The 26,289-nt window shown below is 44.8% G+C and carries 29 protein-coding genes; 6 read left to right on the top strand and 23 right to left on the bottom strand.

Features of this window, described 5'->3' with window-relative positions:
• Positions 1 to 36: 36 nt before the first annotated feature.
• From dinF to BTO10_RS22995, 4 genes are all read right to left on the bottom strand, one after another.
• Positions 37 to 1,392, bottom strand: coding sequence for an MATE family efflux transporter DinF (dinF, locus tag BTO10_RS23015; RefSeq protein ID WP_181144017.1), 1,356 nt, complete (start codon positions 1,390 to 1,392; stop codon positions 37 to 39).
• 119 nt (positions 1,393 to 1,511) lie between these two features.
• Positions 1,512 to 2,390, bottom strand: coding sequence for a class I SAM-dependent methyltransferase (locus BTO10_RS23010; protein ID WP_105025914.1), 879 nt, complete (start codon positions 2,388 to 2,390; stop codon positions 1,512 to 1,514).
• A 97-nt stretch (positions 2,391 to 2,487) separates the two neighbouring features.
• Positions 2,488 to 3,108 carry a transcriptional repressor LexA gene (lexA, locus tag BTO10_RS23005; protein WP_004740541.1) on the bottom strand — a complete coding sequence of 207 codons (621 nt, stop codon included), beginning with the start codon at positions 3,106 to 3,108 and terminating at the stop codon, positions 2,488 to 2,490.
• A gap of 94 nt (positions 3,109 to 3,202) precedes the next feature.
• On the bottom strand, positions 3,203 to 3,565 hold the full coding sequence (locus BTO10_RS22995; RefSeq protein ID WP_102424013.1) for a diacylglycerol kinase: 363 nt from the start codon (positions 3,563 to 3,565) through the stop codon (positions 3,203 to 3,205).
• Between the two features lie 221 nt (positions 3,566 to 3,786).
• Here BTO10_RS22995 and plsB point away from each other — a divergent pair, with 221 nt between their 5' ends.
• Complete coding sequence (gene plsB / locus BTO10_RS22990; RefSeq protein WP_004740539.1) at positions 3,787 to 6,210, top strand: glycerol-3-phosphate 1-O-acyltransferase PlsB; 2,424 nt, start codon at positions 3,787 to 3,789, stop codon at positions 6,208 to 6,210.
• Between the two features lie 100 nt (positions 6,211 to 6,310).
• Here the strand turns inward: plsB and ubiA are convergent, their stop codons facing one another.
• Both ubiA and BTO10_RS22980 read right to left on the bottom strand, forming a co-directional pair.
• A complete protein-coding gene (ubiA, locus tag BTO10_RS22985; RefSeq protein WP_008224247.1) occupies positions 6,311 to 7,165 on the bottom strand; it encodes a 4-hydroxybenzoate octaprenyltransferase in 855 nt (284 codons plus the stop codon).
• Positions 7,166 to 7,705, bottom strand: a complete 540-nt coding sequence (locus tag BTO10_RS22980; RefSeq protein ID WP_181144016.1) for a chorismate lyase — start codon at positions 7,703 to 7,705, stop codon at positions 7,166 to 7,168.
• 161 nt (positions 7,706 to 7,866) lie between these two features.
• Here BTO10_RS22980 and BTO10_RS22975 point away from each other — a divergent pair, with 161 nt between their 5' ends.
• Positions 7,867 to 8,274, top strand: coding sequence for a flagellar basal body-associated protein FliL (locus tag BTO10_RS22975; RefSeq protein WP_004740536.1), 408 nt, complete (start codon positions 7,867 to 7,869; stop codon positions 8,272 to 8,274).
• A 71-nt stretch (positions 8,275 to 8,345) separates the two neighbouring features.
• Here the strand turns inward: BTO10_RS22975 and glpG are convergent, their stop codons facing one another.
• The 6 genes from glpG to ftsY form a co-directional block, all read right to left on the bottom strand.
• A complete protein-coding gene (glpG, locus tag BTO10_RS22970) occupies positions 8,346 to 9,188 on the bottom strand; it encodes a rhomboid family intramembrane serine protease GlpG (protein ID WP_105025912.1) in 843 nt (280 codons plus the stop codon).
• A gap of 48 nt (positions 9,189 to 9,236) precedes the next feature.
• Positions 9,237 to 9,557, bottom strand: coding sequence for a thiosulfate sulfurtransferase GlpE (gene glpE, locus BTO10_RS22965; RefSeq protein WP_004740534.1), 321 nt, complete (start codon positions 9,555 to 9,557; stop codon positions 9,237 to 9,239).
• A gap of 425 nt (positions 9,558 to 9,982) precedes the next feature.
• Complete coding sequence (gene rpoH / locus BTO10_RS22955) at positions 9,983 to 10,840, bottom strand: RNA polymerase sigma factor RpoH (protein WP_004740532.1); 858 nt, start codon at positions 10,838 to 10,840, stop codon at positions 9,983 to 9,985.
• Positions 10,841 to 11,017: 177 nt separating this feature from the next.
• Entirely contained in the window at positions 11,018 to 11,986 is a 969-nt protein-coding gene (ftsX, locus tag BTO10_RS22950; RefSeq protein ID WP_105025911.1) for a permease-like cell division protein FtsX, read from the bottom strand.
• The gene (gene ftsE, locus BTO10_RS22945) at positions 11,976 to 12,650 is read right to left on the bottom strand and encodes a cell division ATP-binding protein FtsE (RefSeq protein ID WP_004740528.1); all 675 of its coding nucleotides are present in this window, start codon (positions 12,648 to 12,650) and stop codon (positions 11,976 to 11,978) included. The genes ftsX and ftsE overlap by 11 nt, the downstream gene beginning before the upstream one ends.
• Before the next feature lie 77 nt (positions 12,651 to 12,727).
• Positions 12,728 to 13,978, bottom strand: a complete 1,251-nt coding sequence (gene ftsY / locus BTO10_RS22940; RefSeq protein ID WP_105025910.1) for a signal recognition particle-docking protein FtsY — start codon at positions 13,976 to 13,978, stop codon at positions 12,728 to 12,730.
• A 230-nt stretch (positions 13,979 to 14,208) separates the two neighbouring features.
• Between ftsY and rsmD the strand changes: the two genes are divergently transcribed.
• Together rsmD and BTO10_RS22930 are read left to right on the top strand one after the other, a co-directional pair.
• A complete protein-coding gene (gene rsmD, locus BTO10_RS22935; RefSeq protein WP_105025909.1) occupies positions 14,209 to 14,811 on the top strand; it encodes a 16S rRNA (guanine(966)-N(2))-methyltransferase RsmD in 603 nt (200 codons plus the stop codon).
• A 10-nt stretch (positions 14,812 to 14,821) separates the two neighbouring features.
• Positions 14,822 to 15,088 carry a DUF1145 domain-containing protein gene (locus BTO10_RS22930; RefSeq protein WP_105025908.1) on the top strand — a complete coding sequence of 89 codons (267 nt, stop codon included), beginning with the start codon at positions 14,822 to 14,824 and terminating at the stop codon, positions 15,086 to 15,088.
• A 79-nt stretch (positions 15,089 to 15,167) separates the two neighbouring features.
• Here the strand turns inward: BTO10_RS22930 and BTO10_RS22925 are convergent, their stop codons facing one another.
• The 4 genes from BTO10_RS22925 to BTO10_RS22905 all read right to left on the bottom strand — a co-directional run bounded on the left by BTO10_RS22925 (position 15,168) and on the right by BTO10_RS22905 (position 18,173).
• The gene (locus tag BTO10_RS22925; RefSeq protein ID WP_105025907.1) at positions 15,168 to 15,752 is read right to left on the bottom strand and encodes a YhgN family NAAT transporter; all 585 of its coding nucleotides are present in this window, start codon (positions 15,750 to 15,752) and stop codon (positions 15,168 to 15,170) included.
• A 171-nt stretch (positions 15,753 to 15,923) separates the two neighbouring features.
• Entirely contained in the window at positions 15,924 to 16,160 is a 237-nt protein-coding gene (locus BTO10_RS22920) for a YecH family metal-binding protein (protein ID WP_008221868.1), read from the bottom strand.
• A 90-nt stretch (positions 16,161 to 16,250) separates the two neighbouring features.
• On the bottom strand, positions 16,251 to 16,871 hold the full coding sequence (locus tag BTO10_RS22915) for a lysoplasmalogenase (protein ID WP_105025906.1): 621 nt from the start codon (positions 16,869 to 16,871) through the stop codon (positions 16,251 to 16,253).
• 927 nt (positions 16,872 to 17,798) lie between these two features.
• The gene (locus BTO10_RS22905; RefSeq protein WP_004740517.1) at positions 17,799 to 18,173 is read right to left on the bottom strand and encodes a hypothetical protein; all 375 of its coding nucleotides are present in this window, start codon (positions 18,171 to 18,173) and stop codon (positions 17,799 to 17,801) included.
• A gap of 244 nt (positions 18,174 to 18,417) precedes the next feature.
• Here BTO10_RS22905 and BTO10_RS22900 point away from each other — a divergent pair, with 244 nt between their 5' ends.
• Positions 18,418 to 18,747: a DUF2500 domain-containing protein gene (locus BTO10_RS22900; protein ID WP_004740515.1), complete on the top strand. Its 330-nt coding sequence runs from the start codon at positions 18,418 to 18,420 to the stop codon at positions 18,745 to 18,747.
• Between the two features lie 69 nt (positions 18,748 to 18,816).
• Here the strand turns inward: BTO10_RS22900 and BTO10_RS22895 are convergent, their stop codons facing one another.
• The 7 genes from BTO10_RS22895 to rhtB form a co-directional block, all read right to left on the bottom strand.
• A complete protein-coding gene (locus BTO10_RS22895; protein WP_105025905.1) occupies positions 18,817 to 19,830 on the bottom strand; it encodes an acyltransferase in 1,014 nt (337 codons plus the stop codon).
• A gap of 124 nt (positions 19,831 to 19,954) precedes the next feature.
• A complete protein-coding gene (arsJ, locus tag BTO10_RS22890; protein WP_105025904.1) occupies positions 19,955 to 21,175 on the bottom strand; it encodes an organoarsenical effux MFS transporter ArsJ in 1,221 nt (406 codons plus the stop codon).
• A gap of 96 nt (positions 21,176 to 21,271) precedes the next feature.
• Complete coding sequence (locus BTO10_RS22885; protein WP_105025903.1) at positions 21,272 to 21,763, bottom strand: cyclin-dependent kinase inhibitor 3 family protein; 492 nt, start codon at positions 21,761 to 21,763, stop codon at positions 21,272 to 21,274.
• Between the two features lie 25 nt (positions 21,764 to 21,788).
• A complete protein-coding gene (locus BTO10_RS22880; protein WP_105025902.1) occupies positions 21,789 to 22,790 on the bottom strand; it encodes an ArsJ-associated glyceraldehyde-3-phosphate dehydrogenase in 1,002 nt (333 codons plus the stop codon).
• 41 nt (positions 22,791 to 22,831) lie between these two features.
• Positions 22,832 to 23,173, bottom strand: a complete 342-nt coding sequence (locus tag BTO10_RS22875) for an ArsR/SmtB family transcription factor (RefSeq protein WP_004740493.1) — start codon at positions 23,171 to 23,173, stop codon at positions 22,832 to 22,834.
• A 99-nt stretch (positions 23,174 to 23,272) separates the two neighbouring features.
• Entirely contained in the window at positions 23,273 to 24,493 is a 1,221-nt protein-coding gene (locus BTO10_RS22870) for an EAL and HDOD domain-containing protein (RefSeq protein WP_004740491.1), read from the bottom strand.
• A gap of 45 nt (positions 24,494 to 24,538) precedes the next feature.
• Complete coding sequence (gene rhtB / locus BTO10_RS22865; RefSeq protein ID WP_105025901.1) at positions 24,539 to 25,156, bottom strand: homoserine/homoserine lactone efflux protein; 618 nt, start codon at positions 25,154 to 25,156, stop codon at positions 24,539 to 24,541.
• An 80-nt stretch (positions 25,157 to 25,236) separates the two neighbouring features.
• On the opposite strand from rhtB, the gene BTO10_RS22860 reads away from it, so the two are divergent.
• Positions 25,237 to 26,217, top strand: coding sequence for an alpha/beta fold hydrolase (locus BTO10_RS22860; protein WP_004740487.1), 981 nt, complete (start codon positions 25,237 to 25,239; stop codon positions 26,215 to 26,217).
• Positions 26,218 to 26,289 lie beyond the last annotated feature (72 nt).

Raw genomic sequence — 26,289 nt, 5'->3', positions numbered from 1 at the left:
TTTGACCTGTACACCTTTTATTTTCATCCATTAAAACTAAGCGAGAAATTCGCCCTTCTTCCACTGCGACACAAATAACACACCAAGGCCAATACCGCGCATTGCCATAAAGCTTAGCATCGCAAGCCACAGAGCATGATTTTCTAAACTGGACGCTAGGAAGAAAATCACAAAGAAGCTGCAGGTCGCGACAAACATGCTATTACGCATGTCCTTACCTTTAGTCGCTCCAACAAAAATACCATCGAGCAAGAAGCACCACATTGAAACCAACGGCATTGCAATCAACCAAGGCAGATACACCTCAGCTTGGCTTTTTACATCTGGGATAGTGGTGATCATATTAATCAGATTAGACCCAGCGATCGCGAACACTAAGGTAAGAACAAAACAAATATTGAAGCTCCAGAAGAAGGTACCAATCAACGACTGATTTAATTCATCTTTGTCTTTCGCTCCTATCGCCTTACCCACCATAGCTTCCATCGCATACGCAAAGCCATCCATTCCGTAAGAGATGATCATCAGGAAACTCATCAATACCGCATTGGCTGCCACGACATCATCACCAAAGCTTGCTCCTTGGAAAGTCATGAAAGTAAACGTGGCTTGCAGACACATAGAACGCAGGAAAATATCGCGATTCAGTTTTACGAAGCGACTTAAACCTTGGCTGGTTTTCTTAATCAAAGCCCGCGGAGATGGCAACTGTCTCTTTAGCCAGATCCGATAAACGCAGATCAGTCCAAACGTTAGACCTGCATAGTCAGCCAATACCGATGCCAGTGCAGCACCTTCTACCTGCCAACCAAAGCCAATCACAAAAACAACGTCTAGCACGATATTGGTGATGTTAGTGATAATCATCATCCACATCGGCGCTTTTGCATTCTGAGTTCCAAGTAGCCAACCCAAAATAACAAAATTCGTCAGCGCTGCAGGTGCACTCCATGCTCGAATTGAGAAATACTGTTGGCCATAATGTTTTACTTGATCACTGGCGCTACTTAATGAAAAAACCAGATCAGCTACTAAGCCATGTAAGAGTAAGAAGGCGCCAGCAAACCCAAGAGCCATAGTCACGCCCTGCACGAAGACCAAACCAAGTTGCTTGCCATCATTTGCACCGTACGATTGTGCGGCAAGGCCAGTTGTCGACATGCGTAAAAAACCGAGTAACCAGAAAGTCACACTGATCATAGTGCCACCTAGCGCCACGCCTCCTAGGTACCAAGAGTGCTCTAAGTGACCGATAACAGCAGCATCCACTAAACCCAGAAGTGGAACAGTAATATTAGAAAGCACCATCGGGATCGCGAGTAAAAGCACTTGTTTGTGCATTGCTTGATTGGATAGCGTTTGGAAAATAGTTTGGGGATTAAATAGCTTCACGATCACCTCTTTGATTAGAGGCGATAGTTTAACCTAGTGAGTGTGCTTTCACTATGTTGTGAAATTTTGGCTTATAACAGATGTGGCTTCGAGTATGTGTAAGTAGTGCCGCTCTGGCGCTACCACTTCACTAATACCAGCTGCGGCGTTAAACGCTTTTTAACCTGGGAAATTTTGCACAATAGTCGCTGCCATAACTTCCAACGATTACATTGCTGCTCTAATGGCGAAAATGCTTTAACCCACTGCGCCCACGGTAGCCAATTAAGAATGCTGTCGACTGGAGAAGATAAGCCATGTGCATAGTCACCAGAGCCTAGCTTCTTACCTAAAGTACTTGAGCTCTTATCGCCCGCTAGCACCACACACGCATGTGCATGAGTAAAGTAACGGCTCAGCGATTGAATAAAGTGCGCAGTTTGCTGCTCATTGCAATCTAGCAGTGCATGTTCACACACCACCATTACCGAAGCTTGCTCCGGAATATTGAGTTCATCTAACCAAGTCAGGTCATCTACTGAACCACACTCCAATCGGTAGCGTTCATTTTTGTGGAACAAACGTTGTCGCCAAAGTAGGTTCTCGGTCACATCCAACTCTACCCAGTGACAGCGGCCATTGTCTAATCGGTAAAAACGGGTGTCGAGGCCCGCTCCCACGTTAATAATCCAAGCATCTGGGTTGTGAGATAGGAACTGCTGAACTTGAGAATCGCAAAGTTGAGTCAATGTAGCATAGAGAAGTTGTTGTTGGTCGAGTTCACCAGTAAGGCATTCTGGCGCTAATTGACAACGCTTACAGGCCTGAGCCGCAATAGGATCATAAACGAGACCATCATCGGCAAGGCTTTCTCGGCTGCGAAACCAAAGGTGTTGAACGAGGTTTGTCGGAACTTGGAGTTCTTGATGTGCAGACGCTTGATCAGCAGAAACCTTTTGATCAGAGGAGCGCGGCTTAGCTATAAGCGGCTTTATTTGAGGCTTGGTTTGGATTGGCATCATCATCTTCCTTGTATCTCGACAAAGAAGATGATAATGAATATCAATTACAATAACAAGTTATTGAGAATAAATATCAATAAGATGTTTGTACTGATTACATCCAGTCCGTGTTGCGAATAATACCAACAGCAAGCCCTTCAATAGACAAGTGTTGAGATTCTAGATCGACACGGATTGGAGAAAACTCTTCGTTTTCAGCGTGTAACAGCACTGTAGAACCTTTACGTTCTAGACGTTTTACCGTTACATCATCATCAACACGAGCAACCACAACCTGACCATCACGGACATCTTGGGTTTTGTGAACAGCAAGTAGGTCACCATCCATAATACCGATGTCTTTCATACTTTCGCCATTTACGCGAAGTAAGAAGTCAGCTTGAGGTTTAAACATGCCTGGATCGACTTGGTAATGCATTTCTACATGCTCTTGAGCCAAGATAGGCTCACCAGCGGCAACCTGACCGATCAGAGGCAGACCTTGCTCTTCGTTCGCTGCATCTTCAAGCAAAATACGAATACCACGAGACGCACCCGGGATAATCTCAATCGCTTCTTTACGAGCAAGAGCTTTCAAATGTTCTTCTGCAGCATTAGCAGAACGGAAGCCTAATTCACGAGCAATTTCAGCACGTGTCGGTGGCATACCGGAATCTTCGATCTTACCTTTGATAAGGTCAAAGACTTGTTGTTGGCGGGGCGTTAACGGCTTCATGATTCACCTGTCTTTTTATACAGTTGACTGTGAGTATATCCAGTAACTGGATAAAAGCAAAGCAATTGGTTGTTTTTAGTTCATTTTTCGCTAATTACAAAACCAAGATCTCGAACCACACATAAGCCGCAAGCGCTAAACAGATAAAAACGGCTGCCGAACCGACATCTTTCGCCATTCCTGAAAGCTCATGATGTTCACTCCCAATACGATCTACAACCGCCTCAATTGCAGTATTAATGAGCTCCACAACCATCACTAGCACGATCGAGGACACCATTAAGATTCGTTCTACATGGCTCACATCGAGGTAAAACGCCAACGGAATCAGCACCGCAGCCATGAAGACTTCTTGTCGAAAGGCCGCCTCGTTTTTAAACGAACTTGTGATGCCTTGCCATGAAAAGCCCGCAGCTTTCACGATACGTTTAAATCCGGTGTTTGATTTTTTGGTCATTTTTAACCCTATACTCAATCAGTCGATGAATGATATTCCACAAACTTAACGGCAATATGACTATTTCCATTAAAAGGTTAGACCAGTTTCTGGTATTCTTGCATCGATTAAATTTACGCCTAGGCTTATCCCTATTTTACTTGAAGGGGTTAACCTCTCTCATCATAGAAATAGAGATACGCTTAAGCACATTGAAATAACTATTGAGGCTGTGAACCTATATGTCTTCTGGACAATCTTTTTCACGTTCATTAATGAAGCTACCTTTATCCGTATTGGTAAAAGGCACATCAATCCCTTCGAACCCAGTTGAAGATTTGAACATTGATTTAGGCAAACCAATTGTATACGCCTTACCGTTTCGCTCAAGCGTCGACCTACTGACGCTACAAAAGCACGCGCTAGAACTGGGTTTACCGGATCCGTTAAGCAAGCTTGAAATCAGTGGTAAATCACTGCCACGCTACGTTTTTATCTCTTCACGCAAAACGCTGCTACAAGATGATGATTACGTCCCAGCCTCTTCTATTGAAGTCTTCTCTGAGCTGCTTGCACTGCATGCTGACGACTCAGAGCTGGATGTGCAAGTTATCCCTGCAACGGTATTGTGGGGCCGTAAGCCTGGTAAAGAGAATAACCAGAAGCCTTACCTACAAGCAATGAACGGCTTAGAGAAATCAATCGCTGTTTTAATTGCTGGCCGCGACTGTCTAGTACGATTCAGCCCTGTGGTATCTCTTCGTTACATGGCAAACTCTCACGGCACCGACAGCACTATCGCACACAAGCTGGCGCGTGTAGCTCGCATTCACTTCTCACGCCAAAAACTGGCAGCCTCTGGTCCTAACCTGCCAAGCCGTCAAGCATTGTTCGATCGCCTACTAAAATCAGAAGCGATCAAGAAGGCTATTGAGGACGAAGCGAAGTCAAAGAACATCTCCATTGAGAAAGCGAGCAAAGAAGCTCAGGACATCATGGATGAGATCGCAGCCAACTTCTCTTACTCACTGATCAAACGTGGCGAGAAGATTCTAGGTTGGTTGTGGAACAAGCTGTACCAAGGCCTACATATCAACAACGCTTCAACTGTTCGTAAGCTGGCACAAGATGGTCACGAGATTGTTTATGTCCCTTGCCACCGCAGCCATATGGACTACTTACTGTTGTCTTACGTGCTTTACCATGAAGGTATGGTTCCTCCGCATATCGCTGCGGGTATCAACTTGAATTTCTTCCCTGCCGGTCCGATTTTCCGTCACGGTGGTGCGTTCTTCATTCGTCGTAGCTTTAAAGGCAATAAGCTGTACTCAACTATCTTCCGTGAGTACCTAGCTGAGCTATTCGCTAAAGGTTACTCAGTAGAATACTTTAGTGAAGGTGGCCGTTCTCGTACGGGTCGTCTGCTACAAGCGAAAACCGGCATGCTAGCGATGACGATTCAGGCAATGCTGCGTGGCATGAACCGCCCAGTAACGTTAGTGCCTGTTTACATCGGCTACGAGCACGTAATGGAAGTAGCGACTTACGCAAAAGAACTACGTGGTAAGCGTAAAGAGAAAGAAAACGCGAGCCTAGTGATTCGTACTATCCGTAAGCTACGTAACTTTGGTAAAGGCTACGTGAACTTCGGTGAACCGATTCAGCTTAACCAATACCTGAATGAACACTCTCCAGAGTGGACGAAAGACATCGATCCAATGGGCACCAGCAAGCCACAGTGGATGACGCCAGTGGTTAATGACCTGGCAACCAAGATGATGACACACATCAACGACGCAGCAGCAACCAACGCACTGACATTATGTGCAACCGCTCTGCTTGCATCACGTCAGCGTGCATTGTCTCGTGACTCTTTGGTTTCTCAGATCAATTGCTACCTGTCGCTACTTAACAATGTGCCTTACTCAGACACATTTACGGTACCGAAAGACAGCGCGGAAGAGTTGGTGAAACATGCAGAGTCTCTGAACAAGTTCTTGATTGAGTCAGACTCAATGGGTGACATTATTTCACTAGACCGTCACCAATCGATTCTAATGACTTACTACCGCAACAACATCATTCACCTGTTTGCGCTGCCATCGTTAATTGCTCAAATGACCATTCGTCAGCACGGCCTAACGATCGATGCGATTCAAAAGAATGTCGCGGCAATCTACCCGTTCTTGAAAAAAGAGCTATTCCTAAGCTACGACGAAGACCAGCTTGAAGGTGTGGTGTCGAACATCATTGATGAATTGGTTAGCCAAGGCATGTTAGTTGTGTCTGATAATCAAGTCACCATCAACCAATCGAACAGCCAAGCGCTAATGCTACTAGGTCGTACGATTTCAGAGACGCTTCAGCGTTACTCGATTGCTCTAAACCTATTGGCAGAGAACCCGGAACTGGATAAATCTGACCTTGAGCAGAAGAGCCAAGACATTGCACAACGCCTTGGTCGCCTGCAAGGCATCAACGCACCTGAGTTCTTCGATAAAGGTGTGTTTGCTTCAATGTTCGCTACGCTCAAGCAACAGCAATACCTGGATAACGACGGTAATTGCGACTTAGAGAAGACTCAGCAGTTCGCTAAGCTTCTTTACTCAATGCTTTACCCAGAAGTTCGCTTGACGATTCAAGAAAGCATCCACCAAGCAGAATAGTTTGTTGGCTGGCACGCTTTAAGCGCTAGGCTGAAAACGATCAAAAAAGGCACCCATTGTGGGTGCCTTTTTATTTGTGCTGTTGTTATCAAACCATCGCTTACCAGAAGGTAATGAACAAACCGATGGTGACGGCCATTCCTACATAGTTGTTATTAAGGAAGGCTTGAAAACATAAATCTCGATCGCGATGACGCATCAGGTGTTGTTGATAGACGAACAAACCACCTGCCACCAACAATGCCCAGTAGAAAGTATCACCTAGGTGGTAATGCATGCCTAACGCAATCAACATCGCTAAAGTCACTAATTGCAGTGAGCCAACAATCAGCTTGTCGAAACGGCCAAACAAAATCGCTGTCGACTTGATGCCAATCTTAAGATCATCGTCTCGGTCAACCATCGCATATTGGGTGTCATAAGCGATGGTCCAAAGCGCATTAATCACGAAGATAAACCAAACGATACTTGGTAGCTCATTGGTTTGTGCAGCCCATGCCATTGGAATAGCCCAGCTAAACGCCAAGCCAAGGAACAACTGTGGAAGATGCGTAAAACGCTTCATGAAAGGATAAATAAACGCTAGACCCACCCCAATAAAAGAGAGCTTAATGGTCAACGGATTCATAGTCAGTACTAGCAAGAATGAGATCACAGCTAGCACTAAAAAAAGGATAACGGCTTCTTTACTCGACACCAAACCAGACGGCAGTGGGCGCTGCTTAGTACGCTTTACATGACCATCCACCTTACGGTCAGCAAAATCATTAATCACGCAGCCTGCTGAACGCATTAGTACGACACCTAATACAAAGACGACTAATACATCCAAGTCTGGCATACCTTGTGCGGCGATAATCAGCGACCATAACGTAGGCCAAAGGAGTAACAAGGTACCAATCGGGCGATTCATTCGCGTTAATTGCCAGTACGCTTTCGCTTTGGTGGCAAGCATTTACACACTCTCCTTAGAGTAAATGGGTGATGTTGGTAAAAACAGTTCAGCTACAAGCATCGGTTTATGGTTCATCCATAATCGAGAGCGGCGTGCGAGTAATCGTTCGTCGCCAGCGATAACCCAACCGACTTGCAGCGCGTCTCGCTCGACGTTCTCCGCACTAAAAACGGTCAACCCTAACGGGACATTACCTTGTTGAGAAAGGTCTGAGTGCTGATCTTCTAATGTCACTCGAGGAATTAAGGTTCGGCCTAATACCCATGGTTCATCATCCCCATTCAAAATTACTTTGCGAAGTAAGCAATCAGACGATGATAAAAGGTGTTGCTCATCTTGTTGCACAACTGAGCGTTCTACAACTTGGTTGTGAAGCAACTCCACAGACAGATGTTGGCAACACTTACCCAACTTACGGGAAAGAGAACCTTGCTCCATCAGCCACTCTTTGGTGGTTTCATTAGGAAAATCAAATGTTTCTGTACTTTGCCAATCTACATTCATTAAAGAATTAAGATACAGCGATATTGGCTGATTCATACTAGTATTCAATAGGTGACTTTACACGTACAATAAAGCTTCAACTTTCGAACAAAATTAAAGCGCCTTCGAATTGTAAACGTATTTAGATTTAGACCGTTCATTGTAACAAGACTAATGCGTTTCGAATATCGCGAATAAACTAAAGAAAAGTCACAAATATGCACAAACGTTATGTAGCCCAAATATTTCTTGCGATTACTCTACTCTTTTCAGCATCAAGTTTCGCAGAAGAGGAATCGGAACCTAAACTAGCCTACTTCACGCTAGAACCAGACCTAACCACCAATTTTTACACTAAAGGTAAAAAATTGGGCTACATTCAAGTTCGTCTCGATATCATGGTGGCGAATAGCAAAGATTTAGCAACCATCGAGCATCACCAACCATTGATTCGTGATGCAGTAATCGAGCTATTGGGCAAACAAAACGAAGAGACGATTAAGTCACTGTCCGGCCGTGAAGATTTAAGAAAGACGCTAGTTGAGCACCTCAACAAGATTTTACTTCCAGAGACGGGCAAAACCCTGATTGCAGATTTGCTGTTTACCAAATACCTCTATCAGTAACAGCGGGTATAAAACGAATCTAAAAAAAGCGGCTCATTTGGCCGCTTTTTGGTTTCTATCGATGCTAGGAACTAACTTCTTGCCGATTTCGGCGCTTTCATTGAGTCAACGAAGCCGATAATCACACCCGCAACTAGGCCTGCTAAGTGAGCAGTATTGGCAATCGCCATAAACGGCTGCATGTACCCGAGTACCAACCACACCAGCATAAAGCCGACGATCTGTCTTGGGATACTCAAACCAAGCTGTGGTGCTTTAGTGCCAACCACCCATAGGTAACCAACCAAAGCATACACAACGCCAGATAAGCCACCGAAGTTGGCCCCTTCAACCCAGTATTGCCCTGCTCCTGACAACGCAGAAGAGACAGCAAAGATCTGAAGTAACTTAAGACCGCCTAACTTTTTCTCAATATCTCCACCCAGTTGCCACCACCACAAAATGTTGAAAGAAATGTGCATAACCGAGAAATGAAGCACGGCATGGCTCAACCAACGCCACAATTGCCACTGCTGTCCGTCCACCGCAGGGAAGTGCAACGCATTGAAAATCGCTTGGCCAAAACCGATCTGCTGCAGTGCAAAAATCACCACACACACCAACATGATGCTGAGTGTCACTGGGCCAGCCTTGGCTTTTATCATCCCCATGAAGCTCGGCGTGTGATAATGGAAGTGACTCTTTCTGGTTTCTGCCATATCCCAAGAAGCCGCTTGGTAGCGCTTATGATTGGGTTCCGACAAGAAGCGGTTGAGCTCCGCTTCAGTTTCAACTTGAAACTGGCCATCAAGCAGCCAAAGAGCAAAGCGCCCCTCTCCCTCAGGTGACATCTGAATAGGGATCTGGCGAGAGGCCATGTAATCAATAAATGCTTGAGCAAGACGTGGATTGTCTAGCACCATCAGTCTAATCATTGTTATTTCCTATTCATGCTATGAGAGATGTTTAAGCGATAAAGGTCATTAGCCAGCAATCACAGGAAGTTCAGCACGGTGCCATGCTTCGAAACCGCCATCTACACTATATACCTCTTCAAAGCCTTGGTTCACTAAATATTGTGCCGCACCTTGGCTACTAATGCCGTGGTAACACATTACCAAGATAGGTTGTTCAAACTCCACCTCATCCATAAACGAGACCATAGTGTCGTTTGTTAGGTGATAAGCGGTTTTTGAGTGAGCAACCGCGAAAGATTGCGGGTCGCGGATATCAACAAGTCGAGCTTGGCCTTGTTCAATAAGGGCCTGAGCACCTTGCACGTCGATATGTTTAAACTGGTCCATGACTTTCTCTTTTTATACTGATTTACTTTGCTGCCATTGTAACCTATCCCAAGGCTAACAATCACATCCACTTAATAAGGTTATCCACCAGCGATCACTTTTACACCATTTGTGGATAAATCTGTGAATTGCGTGAATAAAGTGCCTTTGAAAAAATAGATCCACAACATGTAGTGATGATCCTGATCTAACTGTGGGTTAACTAAAACATATCCCCACTCAAAAAACACGCTCAAAGCCTTACTACACCCTGCTTTTAGACAGCTGACGAATAAAATTGTCACAGAGTTATCCACAAAATCATTTTGCAAATTACGATCGCAAAAGTTGAGAATTCGATCCAAAACAAAAAGGCCGAGATCTCTCGATCTCGGCCTTTTCAAAATTCAGTTATTTGCTAGCTACTATATAGAAAATAAATGCTGTTAGAAATCACCAACGGCTTGTTTCAATTTCTTCATCGCATTCTTTTCTAACTGACGAACACGTTCTGCAGAGATACTGTAGGTATCCGCTAAGTCTTGCAGTGTTGCTTTATTGTCGTCTAACCAACGCGAACGAACAATGTGTTGGCTGCGCTCATCTAAGCTTGCTAGTGCTAGGCCTAAACGATTATTGGTGTGAGACTCCCAGTTAGATGCTTCAACCGTTTCAGCAACGTCTGACGCTTTATCTTCTAGGTAGTAAACCGGAGCTGTGTAAGCAGAGCCGCCGTCATCGTCATCCATTGGTGCTTCAAACGTTGCGTCTTGCGCTGCTAAGCGAGATTCCATCTCACGAACTTCAGAGGGCTCAACACCCAGTTCACGAGCGACAGTCTCAACTTCACCGTTGTTAAACCAACCTAAGCGCTTTTTAGATTTACGAAGGTTAAAGAACAGTTTGCGCTGTGCCTTAGTTGTCGCAATCTTAACGATACGCCAGTTACGCAGAACGTACTCATGAATCTCAGCTTTGATCCAGTGAACTGCGAAAGAAACCAATCGAACGCCAACCTCTGGGTTGAAGCGCTTAACGGCTTTCATTAGACCGATGTTACCTTCTTGAACGAGATCAGCCATAGGCAGCCCGTAGCCAGAGTAACCTCTTGCAACGTGCACCACGAATCGTAGGTGTGAAAGGATCAAGCCTTTCGCAGCGTCGATCTCACCTTTGTAATGTAATCGCTCTGCAAGTCCACGTTCCTCTTCAGGCGTCAACATTGGGTAGCTGTTCGCTGAGCGGATATAGCTGTCTAAACTATCTTGTGTGACTAAAGCCATTTGATACGCTTGGTTTGCCATTCGGTTCCTCATCAATCTCTGATCTGGAGTAGTACATCTATTAAAACCCGACAATCTTGAACCTAAAATGAACAGGTTTCAAGAAGGGGGAAGTAATTATGCATAATCAATTCGTCTATACAAGGCAAAAACTGGTTAAGAAGTGCCTATTTTTCGTCTAAATATGACTCTATTCACCTAAACTGGTTCAATTTCTTTTAGGTGACGCTGTGCAGAAAGCTTCGCAGCCACACTACCTAGCAGGGTTCCAACGATCAAAAGCAGTAAAGATTCATCCCAGCTTAGGCCAATTAAACGGAAGTGGCTGTCGTAAAGCTGAGCCAAGTCATCCACCGCACTGTTCAGTAAGACGGTAATTAATGCCGTCATTACCCACGCGCTAACCGAACCTAATACACCGAACCACATACCAGAATATAGATATGGTCGAAGAATGTAGCTGTCGGTGGCACCAATCAGCTTCATGGTTTGAATCTCTTCTTTATGCGCCAACACATTAAATCGTAGTGTGTTGCCGATAATCAAAAACACAGCGCCTAACATCAATACCGTTAAGGTAATCACAATGACAGCGGCTAGCGCTTTAATCGCGTCTAATCTTGCTAACCAATCTTCGTCCAAACGAACATCGGTCACTAATTCTTGTTTTTTAACTTGGCCTGCCAGCTCTTTGATTTGAGCATCGCTTTGTACTCTTGGTGTTATCACTAACACACCTGGCAGTGAATAATCGTCGAGAATAGTTAGGGCATCATCAAAGCCAGAATACTGGCTGAGGTCAGCAAGCCCTTGTTGAGGCGAAATGTACTCCACCAACTCAACTTGATCCCAACTCTCGATTTCATCTTTAAGCACCATAACTCGAGGCTCGGGAATACCATCCTCTACATAAGCACTAATTTGTGACGGGCTTGTGACATCTTTTGCCACTTCACCTACGTTTTTACCAAGTAGGTACAAACACGCAGGCATTGCTAAAGCCATAGAAATAACTGCAAGCGTCAGTAAGTTGCCCAGTGGACGTTGCCACATCTGAGAGAACGATGATTTGGCTTGCTTCCAATGCACCAGGAAGAAACCATCACTTGAAGTGCGGTTTGCAGCGCGATTAGATTGAGGTTTTTTGATGCGCTTATTAGCGGCCATAGTCTTCAACCTCACTCAAAAAGCCTTGGTTTAATTCAAGATGACGGTATTGGGGGCGAGTGTTCACTAACCCGATATCGTGCGTTGCTAGGATGATCGTCACACCGGCACGGTTAAACTCTTCAAACAGTCGCAACACGCGGTTAGATAACTCTGGGTCTAGGTTACCCGTCGGCTCATCCGCTAGCAGCAGAGTTGGACGGTTTACCACAGCACGGGCAATACCCACACGTTGTTGTTCACCACCAGAAAGCTGGCTTGGCAAACAACGCGCTTTATCTAATAGGCCAGTTTTATCCAACGCAGCACTGACTCGACGTTTTATTTCATTTTCAGAAATAGATTCGATACGCATAGGCAGAGCAACGTTATCGAAGATAGAGCGATCCATCAGTAGACGATGGTCTTGAAAGACAATACCGATATTACGGCGTAAGAATGGAATGTCTTTAGCAGGAATACGAGTGATATCGTGATCGTTGAACCAAACACGCCCATCAGTCGGGCGCTCAATCGCACAAATCAACTTCAGCAAGGTACTTTTACCTGCACCAGAATGCCCGCCTAAAAATGCCATCTCTCCACGTTTGAGATGGAAGTCCACTTTTTGGAGTGCTTGGCGTCCACCTCGGTAGGCTTTGCTCACTTGCTGAAATTTGATCACCGAAAATTCCTCTTACGATCACTAATATCAAATTTAAAACGATAGCAGGTTAAGGATAAACCACTTTGCTACTCGCGTTACTCTTCGCGGCTGAATAGAGCTTCAATGAAGTCTTTTGACTCAAATGGACGCAGATCATCAATACCTTCACCAACACCAATGTAACGAATTGGAATCTGGAACTGGTCAGCAATTGAGAAAATCACACCACCTTTCGCAGTGCCGTCTAACTTAGTTAGCGTAATACCGGTTACTGGTGCAACTTCACTGAACAGTTTCGCTTGGCTGATAGCATTCTGACCTGTACCAGCATCAAGTGTTAGCATGATTTCATGCGGTGCAGAGTCATCAATCTTCTTCATTACACGAACAATCTTGCGTAGCTCTTCCATCAGGTTGCTCTTGTTCTGCAAACGGCCCGCTGTATCGGCAATCACAACATCGACGCCACGAGCTTTCGCAGCTTCAATCGCATCGTAGATAACAGATGCACTGTCTGCGCCCGTGTGTTGAGCGATAACTGGCACATCGTTACGCTGGCCCCAAACCTGAAGTTGCTCAACAGCTGCCGCACGGAAGGTATCACCCGCCGCTAGCATCACTTTCTTGCCTTCATTTTGGAATTGTTTCGCTAGCTTACCGATAGTCGTTGTCTTACCAACACCATTCACACCAACCATTAAGATAACGTAAGGCGTTTTCGTAGTATCAACCACTAATGGCTGTTCCACTTGGCTTAAGATCTCTGCCATCTCTTCTTTCAGCAGACCATAAAGCGCTTCACCGTCTTTTAAGTCATTGCGAGATGCTTTTTCTGTCAGGTTTTCAATGATCTTAACTGTGGTGTTCATACCCACATCCGCGATCAGCAGCTGCTCTTCTAGCTCTTCGAACAGATCATCATCGATTTTCTTACCTTTGAACAAACCAAAGAAACCTGCACCAATGTTTGCTTTAGTGCGGCTTAGGCTACGCTTTAGGCGAGCAAAGAAACTTTCCGTCGGCTTCTCTTGTACTTCTTCAACCTGAGCTTGAGGAGTAACTTCTTGTTCCTGTTCTGCTTCTGCTTCTGCTTCTGCTTCTGCTTCGACAGGCTGCTGCTCATCTTGAGTCTCTTCCAGAGCTTGCTCTGACTCATCAGACTTAGATTCTACTGACTGAGCGGCTTCCGCTTCAGGCGCGACTGGTTCAACAGCCTCGACTTGTGATTCAACTTCAGTTTGATCTTCAACGTTTTCTACGTTCGCTTCATTCTGAGTTTTTGGGCTTTGTTCTTCTTCACCAAAACCAAGCCACGATAATAATCCGCGCTTCTTTTTTTCCGTCATCAGAGGAGTTTCCTAGATCTACTAATTAGCTGTATTGGCTTAATGCACGTCGACTCTTTGCTATTGTTATACAATACAAGCTTGTACAAACGAATAGTAAAGAAAAATGACAAAGCAGTGATAAGTTTGCTTTTAGCTTGATACACTTTGTCATTGCAAATTTATTTAATACTCGAACCAACTTAAATTGGGCTCGGTATAGTATCACTTTATTAGCGGTCAAAAAATCTATGGTAAGACGTCGCCAGCAAAACACATCACAAAAAAAGCCTTCCGGTGGCTTTGTTCGAATTATTAGTGGTTCATGGAGAGGTAGAAAGCTGCCTGTTCATGATTTAGAAGGCTTACGCCCAACCATTGACCGAGTAAAAGAGACACTCTTTAACTGGGTCGCACAAGATATCCCAAATTCGACCTGCTTAGACGTATTTGCAGGTTCTGGTGGTTTAGGTTTTGAAGCAGCTTCTCGCCAAGCAAAAATGGTGACACTGCTCGAAATGAATCAAAAGGCCGCTAAGCAGCTTTCTGATAATGCTAAAGAGCTCAAAGCAGACAACATCAATGTGGTAAATACTGATGCTATCTCTTTCCTCAAGAAGCCAGGAACGCCTTACGATGTGGTATTCCTTGATCCACCATTTCGTAAAGGCTTGCTAGCAGAAACGGTACAGCTACTTGAGAGCAATGGCTGGCTCTCGGACGACGCGATTATTTACGTCGAAACAGAGAAAGAACTCAAGCTAGAAGCGATGCCTGAAAACTGGGAACTGCACCGCGATAAGACAACTGGCCAGTCGAGCTACCGATTGTTCAACCGAATCACTGAAGAATAGGAATGATTGAATGAATATCTTGCTTCCATTAGCCAAAGCCGCTATCGCCTTTGTATGGTTTGTGTTGATCGTCAACATTTTCCATCCGTTCCCTGGTAATGCCGCAATTGCGCTTTACATCATGACAGCGTTCTTGTTCTTTATGCATGGCTTGCAAATGCTGATCTTTATCGGTGCGTTCGGCGATAAAATCGAAATGACGCGTTGGGAAAAATGGGCAATTCTGATTTTTGGAATCTTCGCCTTACTCGATATCCGTCGTAAGTACATGATGTAATCGAAAGCTGTTACCAAGCAACAGATACCAAAACGCCGCTCAGTTGAGCGGCGTTTTTTATTGAATGATGGTAGCAACACTAAGCCATGTAGCCTTTCACACCGTCTAAGAACATCTGTGTCGATAGCATAACAAGCAATAAGCCCATCAGGCGCTCGATCGCTTTCAGCCCTCTCTCACCTAATACACGCAAGAAGAAACCATTGAACATCAAAATGAAGAAGGTAGCGCCCCACGCCAGCATTACAGCGGCTGAAAGCTCAAGCATGTTGTCTGGGTGCTGTGTCGCAAGAAGAATCAATGCTGCAATGACAGATGGACCAGCAATCATAGGGATCGCCATCGGCACGATAAACGGCTCTTCACCTGCAGCAAGCCCTGTAATACTGCCAGCGCTCGGGAAAATCATCTTAATCGCGATGATAAATAGAATGATACCGCCAGAGATACTCAGGGTTTCTGGCTGTACGTGCAGGAAGTTCATGATGCTTTGACCCGCAAACAAGAACAAGAGCAAGATAACCAGCGCGAACATCAGCTCACGAATCAGAACAATACGACGACGCTTCGGATCAATATGCTTAAGGATAGAGAGCACGATTGGCAGGTTGCCAAGCGGGTCCATGATAAGAAACAGCATGGTTGCTGCAGATAAGATTTCCATAAGTTTGTCTCGTAAAGCGAAGGTGCGCGGAGTATAGCAGCCTCAACATTGATTTTCGAACACAGTCATCAGCAGGCTAACTTATGTCATTGCGGTACGTTAACGAGAACAAACAGGCAAGAATAGAAAGAGTGGATACTACAAATGCATCCACTCTCAAATCACTCAAGATTAGTGATTACACACACGCTCGCGATTCGTGCACAGCTTGTCATCAACAAGCACAACCTTTTCCATCTTCAGGAAAAACTTCAGCAAACCATCCAGATCGAGACCATTTAGCTTACAAGTATGGAAACGAGCTTCAGTGCCATACATCTGAGCCAGTTCTTGTGTCAGCTCTTCTCGAGTCAGAGGTTTTTCACTAAGCAGGTTTAAAACGTTGTGTGCGTGAATTTCGGTAGTCATAACTCAATCTCATGTTTAATGAATTACACGTAGAGTACCGAGTTTGAGTAAAGCTGCCTTGATATAGCTCAGGCTTGGAGACGCTCTACCCTAAATGGTCAGAGAGGCGACGATAAGCGCATGGGCGAGAAAGTAGCTACCCGTTACCCAAAAGTAAGCACTTTTGATCGGGCTGCGGTAACAGTTAAGTGCATACGCCAGTGCCGAGAGCAGCAATACGCTACAACCTGCAAATCCAACCGCGTGCGATAACTTAGGGTCAAGCAACCAAACCTCACCAGAAGCCCAAGTTAACTGAATAAGCACAATCCCCATAATCACAACAGGAAAAACAAGTTTATCTAAACGTGGTAGCAGCAAGAAGAAAGCCACTACACAAGCAGCCAAGAGTAAGGCGAACAACCACCAGACCATTTCTCCAGACAGCTGCAACCAAAAGGCTTTGCTATAACAAAGTTGAGCTAGCAGAAAGCAAACAAAATATAGGGGACGTTTTTGAGTGAGGGTGTGAAATACATCTGCGATCGCCGAGATCGCCAGGCCAGCAACGACCCAAAACGTATAGTCAGCAACAACAGACTGAGTTAAAGCAATGATCGCTAATAATACAAAGGTAAATACCTTATACGATAAGGCCTGACCGATATGTCCTTGTTTCGTTCCTGCTACTGCTCCGATACCAGATAAGGAAACCGCTAACCAACTCCACATACCACTTGCCCTATTGCTTTAAATCGTCGCCAGTCTAGGCACACGAATATTGATGTAAAGCCTCAGCCCCTCAAAATTGGATCTTGATTACGCTTCCACTAAAAAGAACACCTTTAGATTGAAGTCATCGCAATTAACGATTCGAGAATGGTGATTCGTTTAAAACTGAAGCAAATCATTATAAAACCCTCTTAAACTTCGCTTAGAGAAGCCAGATCCCATTTTCACCTAGTTATTCTCTTAAGATTTCCTTCTTCGCCCCTAAAAAACGCCCATTATCGACTTTAAAAAGTAAAATAAATCACAGACAAATCATTTATTAACAGATGCTTAGGCATAAAAAATATAGATTAACTGGAAAATAAAAACGTCATTCCAACCTAGACTTATAAAGTGGGAAAGTTAGTTTTCAAATGACAAGTTTTGTCAGTTTTTTTTAAGCCCCATGTAAAAACCACCACAAAAACCAAAGCAAAAACCTTAAAAAGCACCAAACCCCCACCCAAAAAGCACCAAGCCTCATTAATACAATTTAACAACCATTAACAATATAAATCACACAAAACAACCATTACAAAACAACAACTTAAATCAATTTAGAACAAACATAAATCATAACGAACAAAATAAGAACACACCAAAAATCACACTTAAACACTCCAAAAAAAGCCATATGGCAGCACTTTTCTACTACTTTTGGGACTTTCGAAAGTAATTCTTGATCTAAAGCTATAAGTAGTGCTATTCTTTAAAACATAGCGAGAGACAACCAAATTTAGGAGTAGTGTTATGATTTCATCTTCGCAAAGACAAGGACTCGTAATGATCGCGGTAGTTGTTGGTCTAATGACACTACCGATGATGTACTAAGCAAGTTACAGATAAAAAAAGGGACGCCATGAGCGTCCCTTTTTTTGTTCAATTTTTTCATTTCGAAAACAGATGTAGCGTTAACACATCCCAGTTCGCATAATAGAAACCCGCGGCAGCCAAAGTCATTGCCATCATCAGCAAAATCGCAACTCGCCAGATAAAACGACCACTACGTGGAGTCAGCTCCTTCTCGCAGTCGTTACACATCATGATGAACTTATGTTGATCTTCCAACTTGGCATCATGTTCGTTCACTACTTTATTTCGGCACGTCGCGATATAACGCAGCTTGCTTACCATATCGTGCGGTAGCCTTTCTTCACAGCTTGTTACGAGCTCATGCAATCCTTCGCCTTCAGCGTGATATTGAAGTCTCAATAATTTCTCTATATTGCGAGTTCTTGTCACCACTTTTTCAATATCGGTCATCTTGGCCCTCCCACTCCACACTATAATTCTAGTCGAGCATTTCCTTATTCTTATACAAAATCACTGCTATTTACGAGAGAAAGAGACAAGAAATAACAGTGCTTTATCCCAAACTGGCCATTAAATGTGATATCTGCCGAAAAATAATCAGCTTTGCTTACAGCAGTTCACGAATAGCGGCTTTAAACACATATCCCTATTGCCCGAAAGACTAGAATAACCATTACGACTACATGGAGGTTATATGCCTAACTCACTCTTTTTTGCCATCTTTGCACTCGCAGGTCTCGCGGCCTGGGTATTTCTTGTTTTTTATCGAAAGCACATGCAAGGCGAGAACGCACCAGAAAAGAAAGTGAACGTCACGGTATTAGATAAACAATCCATCGACCTTCCTGATGCAGAACCGGGTCAAGAAGACCAGGAGTATTGGATTTATGTTCAACGCGGTGTGGTTGGTCCGAAACGTGAGTTCCAAGTCGGCATTCACTACTTCCACGCTCTTAACCCGGGTGACAAAGGGACCTTAACTTACCAAGGTGATAAGTTCTTACACTTTGCGTTGAAGCGCTAACCCTAGCGCTTCAACCCTTCCTCATCGACATTCAACAATAAACCAATATCGCACTGCCTTGGCGTATCGCTAAGGCAATAGCCAACGTGTCTTTTCTGACTTAGAAACTATCCAGCTCATCCACAGAGCACCTGCTCCGCTGATCACTATCCATAATGGAATAACCCAAGCTGGATGACCTTGGTACCAACCAAACTCTTTCATTGGCCATAAAAAGATTGGATGCAGTAGGTAGATACCTAAACTATGTTTACTGATAAAGCCAACCACTTGATTGCCTTTATCTGACAATCCTTTTCCAAAGTAGCGACACAACATGAACACCATGCTCGCAGCTAATACAGTATTCAGCGTTTTGTAAGAGAACCAACGACCAACCGTGTATTCTTCTGCGGCTAAGCTCGCATCAACCACCATATAAACGGTGGTCAACAGTGCCGCCACGCCGAGCCCAGTACTCACGCTAACGGTAAACTTGTTGAGTGGGACTTTCTTGTACAACAGATAACCCAGTGGCAAGTAGCCAGTGTAAAGCCACAGCTCATGGCTCCAAGGACCATCGATTCTGAGTAAGAACAGTAACGAGGTAAACAACCACACTGCAGTGAAGCTATAAACTGCCTTATCGCCATACTTTCTCACCATGATCTGTAAGAACGGAATCACAAAATAGAGTGGAATGAAGTAATAGAAAAAACCTAAGTGATAATAGGTGTAGTGGTGATAGCTATTAAGCAACACATCCCAGCTGACATCGGCATCAAAGCCCATTGCCGACCAACCAGACAGGTAGGTATAGAAAAGCGACCAGACGATAAAAGGAATCAACACCTTACCTAAACGGCGCTTTAGATAATACTTAGCATCAAATGGACGCTGATCACTGAGCATCAGGGCGCCAGTTATCAATATAAAGACAGGTACCGCCCAACGGCTGAAACCATTGACCGTAACCGCCGTTAGCCATTCACCAAAAGGAATGGTTCCTAGCTCGTTGCGATAAGGTGCCAAAACATGAATCGCGATAACCGCTACGGCCGCGACACATCGTGCTAGATCAAAGAAGAGAATTCGCTGCTTCATGTAAATGCCTGATTAATATTCAATCATTCTACTATAGCAATAAAAAAGCTGACCGGAATAAATACCAAGTCAGCTTATTGTTAAAGGAGAAGCATATCGCGATTTTATTGAATCCGACGGAAGCTTATGTCGCTGAGGTTTGTGGCACCTTAGGCAAGCGCAACGAAAGTACCGTCGTTATCGCTAGGAACGCGAACGAGACCCACAAACAGGCGGATAAGCCACCCATTTGGAATACCAAGCCAGATAGGATTGTGCCAATCAAGCGACCCATTGCATTCGCCATGTAGTAGAAACCCACATCAAGCGACACACCATCGCCTTTCGCGTAACTGACAATCAGGTATGAGTGAAGCGATGAATTAACCGCGAAGATGGCGCCAAACACCATCAAACCACCGATGATCACCAGTTCGGGTTGCCAAGCTATCTGGACCGCATAAGCGATACCCGCCGTTACCAAAGCCAATGCGCCCGCCCATAATAGTGCAGCATGTCCATCTGGCACCTTGCCCTGCGCTTTACCGGTAATCTTAGGCGCTATGCCTTGTACAAAGCCGTAAGCGATGGTCCAAGCTGCTAAAAAACCTCCAACCCATGAGTGATCCCAACCAAATACGCTGCCAAGGTAAATTGGCAGAGCAATCACAAACCACACGTCACGAGCACCAAACAGGAACATACGTGCCGCAGATAGGATATTGATAGATTCAGACTTAGAGAAGATTTGTTTGAACTTAGGCTTGGTTTTCGCCTTACCCATGTCTGCCTCTAAGCGCACTACACTGCCAATGAAGACTAAAGTCAGCACTGCAGCCATCGCAAGCACTGCGTATTGGAAGCCAATCGTTGAAAGCAGCAAACCACCAATAAAGAAGCCTGCACCCTTAAGCGCATTCTTAGATCCAGTCAGAATCGCAATCCACTTATACAAAGCACCTTGCTGCTCATCCGGCACCAAGGTTTTGATTGAACTCTTGGCACTCATCTTATTAAGATCTTTAGCAATACCTGACAGCGCCTGCGCCGCCATTACCCAAGGAATCGTCAACATGGTCGATGGCAAGGCCAACATACCCAAGGCGAAAACTTGCATCCCCAGGCCAATGTTCATGGTCTTATTGAGGCCAAGACGCGCCCCCAGCCAACCACCGATTAAGTTCGTCACCACACCAAAGAATTCATAGAAGAGGAACAGTGAGGCGATTTCTAGCGAGCTGTAACCAAGGTCGTAGAAATACAAAACCACCAGCATACGAAGTGCACCATCGGTAATGGTGAAGTTCCAGTAGTTGAAAGTCACCAACATGTATTGGCGAACGCTCTTACTTAGATTTGAAAACATAATGCTATCTCTGCAATCAAAACAAAAAGAGCTTTTGGATCACGATAAGCTTAACACTCCAGATACCAAAAGCTCCTTGTCTAACACCGGTGACTATTAGCTATTCGCTACGCCATTGATGTACTCAACCTGGATAGGTTTAGTGAAAGCACCTGGACGCAGTGCTTGAACTTCTTGAACGATCTTGTCGAGATCCCAACCTTTTTCTAACAGCAAGTGAGCTGCGAACAAACCTGTACGGCCTGAACCGCCCATGCAGTGCATAGCGACTTTCGCACCGCTATCAACGATTTTGTGCAACTCAGGGCTTGCTGTAGACCATTTCGCCGCAAAGTCAGCACCTGGAGCACAATCGTCTTCGATTTCGATTTGGAACCACTGCATGCCTAGCGCACGAGTTTTCTCGCCAAGTGCTGCCACGTCTTTGCTTGCAAGCTCTGCATCATCGAGCGCAGTCACGATAGCTTTAACGCCCTGCTCTTTCAGTTGTGTCAGAGATGCATCAAGATCAGCCTCTTTAGTACCTGGGCATGGAGTCAGAATCAGCGCACCTTGTTCAAAGTCTAGTTGCCATGTTGGATGTGTCATAGTGTTGTCTCCTAAGTACTCAGGTTTATGCTAAGCCGACAGTACGTACTAACTCTGCGGTACGTGTCGCGTAACCCATTTCGTTGTCGTACCAAGCGTAGATCTTAACCATGCGCTTACCAACCAGCATGGTAGAGAGTGCATCTACGATTGTAGAGCGTTGGTCGCCTTTGTAGTCGATAGACACAAGTGGGCGCTCTTCAAAGCCAAGGATGCCTTTTAGCTCGTTCTCAGATGCTTCTTTCAGCATCGCGTTCACTTCTTCTGCCGTCGTGTCTTGCTTCACTTCGAAGATGATGTCAGTCAGAGACGCGTTCGCTAGTGGTACACGAACCGCGTGACCGTTGATGCGGTTTTCTAGCTCAGGGAAGATCTCAACAATCGCCTTAGCAGAACCTGTCGTGGTAGGGATTAAGCTCATACCACATGCACGTGCACGACGTAGGTCTTTATGTGGCGCATCTAGGATAGTCTGAGTGTTAGTTAGATCGTGAATCGTTGTGAAAGAGGCATTCTCGATACCAAGTTTCTCGTTGATCACTTTAACCACAGGTGCAATACAGTTAGTGGTACAAGACGCTGCCGTTACGATTTTGTGTACTGCTGGGTCGAAGATGTTGTCGTTAACACCAACCACGATGTTTGCGATGCCTTCTTCTTTTACAGGTGCAGAAACTACAACGCGCTTCACGCCCTGCTCTAGGTATTTGTTTAGGAAAGAAGTCTTACGGTGAACACCTGTCGCTTCAATCACAACATCACAACCAGACCAATCGATCGCGTCGATGTCACGCTCTTTAGTGGTTTTGATGTGTTGACCATTGATGATCATCTCGTCGCCTTCAGTTGTTACTTCATGGTTCCAACGACCTTGAACTGAATCGAACTCTAGAAGGTGTGCAAGCGTTGCTGTATCGCCAGCTACATCGTTGATCTTTACAAACTCTAGCTCTTCCCAATCGAAAGCTGCGCGAAGTGCTAGACGGCCGATACGGCCAAAACCATTAATACCTACTTTAACTGTCATTATGTGTTCTCTCAGTCAGTGGTGAATCTAAAAATATTCGATCAAACGCAACATTGAGGGCGTGAAGTCATCGCTTCTAGGCGCTCAATGTCTTGTTGGTATTCAGTTTTCAAACAGTTCGATGCGATAAGGTCATCAATTAACTTTAGCATCCAACCCGGTAAATCATTAGCAAGGCGATAGAACACCCATTGCCCTTGGCGAACGTCAGTCAAAATGCCGTTTGAACGCAGCTGCGCAAGGTGGCGTGATACTTTTGGCTGACTTTCTTGCAATGCCTGAGTCAACTCACCAACTGAAAGGCACTCTTGGCGCACAATCAACATCAAGCAACGCACTCGCGTTTCGTCAGACAGTAATTTAAAAAATTGGTGAGGAAGCATAACTACATACTCATATATGGATATGCGTATATGTTAGTTGTAAAAAAACGCACGTCAAGGCGTGCGTTTTAAATGTCATAAAAGTTTAATAAAGCAACACTATAGCTTATTGGTCACTCTGTGACTCCAGCGACGCGCTTCTGTAAGTTCAGTTTTCACCTGATCCACGCTAAGCCCTAAGTCAGCGCAGTGCTCATCAATCTGCTGCCAATCCGCATGCTCAAAGCTCTCTTCAAGGGCAAGCAAAGTACCGTAAGGGCCTTCCCTACGTAATAGAGCAACCTTGATACTTTTACACAGAGGCAACTGCTCGACTAAGTTCTCTAACGACAAATCCAACAGCGCATCTAACAAGGAGAATAAGCCAATCATAAAGGCCTGCTCTCTATACCCTTCAAATGCCTGATAGCGAGACATACGCTGACAAAACTGGGCACGCTGTAGGGACAGTCCATACAGCTCTTTCGGCTTTTTATCAGAGACATAAGAGGCTACGGCTAACGAAACAAACATTTTCAGTTTCTCTTGCCCTAGATACACCAAAGCCTGACGAAAAGAAGAGATGGTCACTTCGAGGCGCGGCGACATAGTATTCACAAACCGCAGCAGCTTGTATGAGAGCGCCACATCTTTCGCAACAATGCTTTCGACACGTTGAAAGTCCACATCGGGCTTACACACTTCTTGGAACAGCTCCATAGCAATCACTTGCTCAGGGCTAATATACTTACTCTTGATGATTTCCGGTTTATTGAAAAAGTAGCCTTGGAAAAACTTAAAGCCAGCTTCTTTGGCTTGCTGGAATTCTTGCTCGGTCTCAACACGCTCCGCCAAAAAGCTAAACTTCTTCCCTTGGTGTGCCCTAACCAAATCACACGCTTCATCCAAACCCATCTGCATGATATCGAGCTTTACGATATGCGTGTATTTAAGGAAACGTTCCCATTCTGGGGTCGAAGTAAAATCATCTAAGGCGATCATATAACCCGCTTGGTAAAGGTCTTTAACCGCTTCCAACAATTCATCTGTCGGTTTGCAGGTTTCCAGAATCTCTACCACCACTTTATCTTTCGGCAAACTTAAGGGCAGTCGACGAATCAAACTTTGATAAGGAAAGTTAATAAAGCAGCGTGAAGATGGAATGGAAGGGTTAAGACCCACAGACAAGAAGTTCTCAACAATCAGACGATACGTTGCTCGATTAGACTCAATATGCGCTGGGTACGCATTCTTTTCGCCATCGCGAAATAACAACTCATAGCCGAGTGTATTCCTCTTACGATTTAAGATAGGTTGTCGAGCAACGTATGTAGCGGTCATTTCTTGATAACTCTGATTGGTTTAACTATAACTCAGTCGCTTAATCTAAGCTTTCGCGGCAGCTAGCAAAGCACCGCAGCCCATGAACATACCACCAAATATTTTATTTATCTTACCCATTATGCGATCAGAGCGAATAAAACGTCCCATTTGTGATGCTAATGAGGTGTAACCCAACATAACAACGCTATCAATGAATACTGTCGTCACACCTAGCACTAAGAACTGCGGTGCTTGAGGTTGTGTAGGGTCAATAAATTGAGGAAACAGAGCCACCAAAAACACGATGGATTTCGGGTTAGTTAGGTTGATAAGCACAGCGTTTCTCAGCAGTTTGCCACTCGACAGAGTCGAGCTCTCTTCAGATGCCACTAGGCTCGAGCTATCACGCCACTTTTGAATACCTAACCAAACTAAGTAAACCACACCAACCCATTTAATGATGGTGAACGCCAACGCAGACTTAGCAACGAGCGCGCCGATACCCACGCCCACCAGCATAATGTGGAACGCAAGACCAAGCTGTAAACCGACGATTGATGCCAATGACTTTCGAGTGCCATAACTTAACCCATTGCTGATTGAATTTACGGTACCCGAGCCCGGAGCCAAGCTAAACAAAATCGCTGTGACAACATAAGCAAGCCAAACATGAGTATCCATTTGCATTTCCTTACTAGTTCTTTAATCTAACAACATTAGTAGCAATAAAGCTCTCCACGCATCAGTTCAGGTAATTTCCCATGGAAAACCACAGCGAAACCGCCTTCCCTTACACTCAAGAACCTCAGTTCGATCATGCGATTAAACACCCGATCAACGCTCTTTGGCAACAAAGAAAAGAGGGGTATTTAACATCGTCTGGTAAAAAGAAACTGTACTGGTGCAGCCTCACCTCAGAGAAGCACAGCAAAGCTATTGTGATTTCAAATGGCCGTATCGAATGCTGCCAAAAATACCAAGAAATTTTTTATGATTTTTATCAACAAGGCTACGACGTTTATTCATTTGACCATCAAGGTCAAGGCCAGTCGGAACGTATGGTAGCAGACTCTGACATTGGTCACATTCATGAGTTTGATGATTATGCATCTGATATGTCTGACATGATTGCCAGCTTTGACCTCAGCAAGTATGCCAAGCGATACCTGTTAGCCCACTCAATGGGGAGCACTATCGCGACACGCTATCTACAAACCCATCCAGACCACCCATTTGATAAGGTCACCTTGTGCGCCCCAATGTTTGGTATCAACACCGAGTGGTACTTAAAGCCTATCGCGATGATTGTTGGGCAAGTGCTTACCGCGTATCACGCCAAACCGGTTTACGCTCCAGGTCAGCAGGCCTATTACTCGAAACCTTTCGAGAATAACCTCCTGAGCCAAAGCAAGGTTCGTTATCAGTGGTTCCGTCGACTTTACGAAGAGAACCCTTCACTGCAAGTCGGTGGCGCTAGCACTCGCTGGGTATGGCAAGGGTTAATGGCAGCCAAGCAGTCAATCCAACAGACTCGTCAAATCAAGATCCCTCTATTGCTGATTCAAGCTGGTGAAGAGAAGATTGTGAGTAACGATGCTCAGGTGAAATTCATCAACAAGCTGAAGAAAACCAACCCGGATTGCCACTTTAAAGTTATTGAAGGCTCAAGGCATGAAGTGTTGTTTGAGCAAGACAAATACCGTAATCAAACACTGGATGTCATTAATCAGTTCTTTGCTTAGTACTCACATCAACTGCATAAGAAACGAGCCATATGATAGCGAATAAAGAGGAAGAGAAGTAAGTGAGCTTTG

Origin of the sequence: Vibrio chagasii, assembly GCF_002954585.1 — a bacterium.
GTDB classification, from domain to species: Bacteria; Pseudomonadota; Gammaproteobacteria; order Enterobacterales; family Vibrionaceae; genus Vibrio; species Vibrio chagasii_A.
The sequence above is the reverse complement of the archived record's forward strand: the minus strand, read 5'-3'. Positions and strand labels throughout refer to the sequence as shown.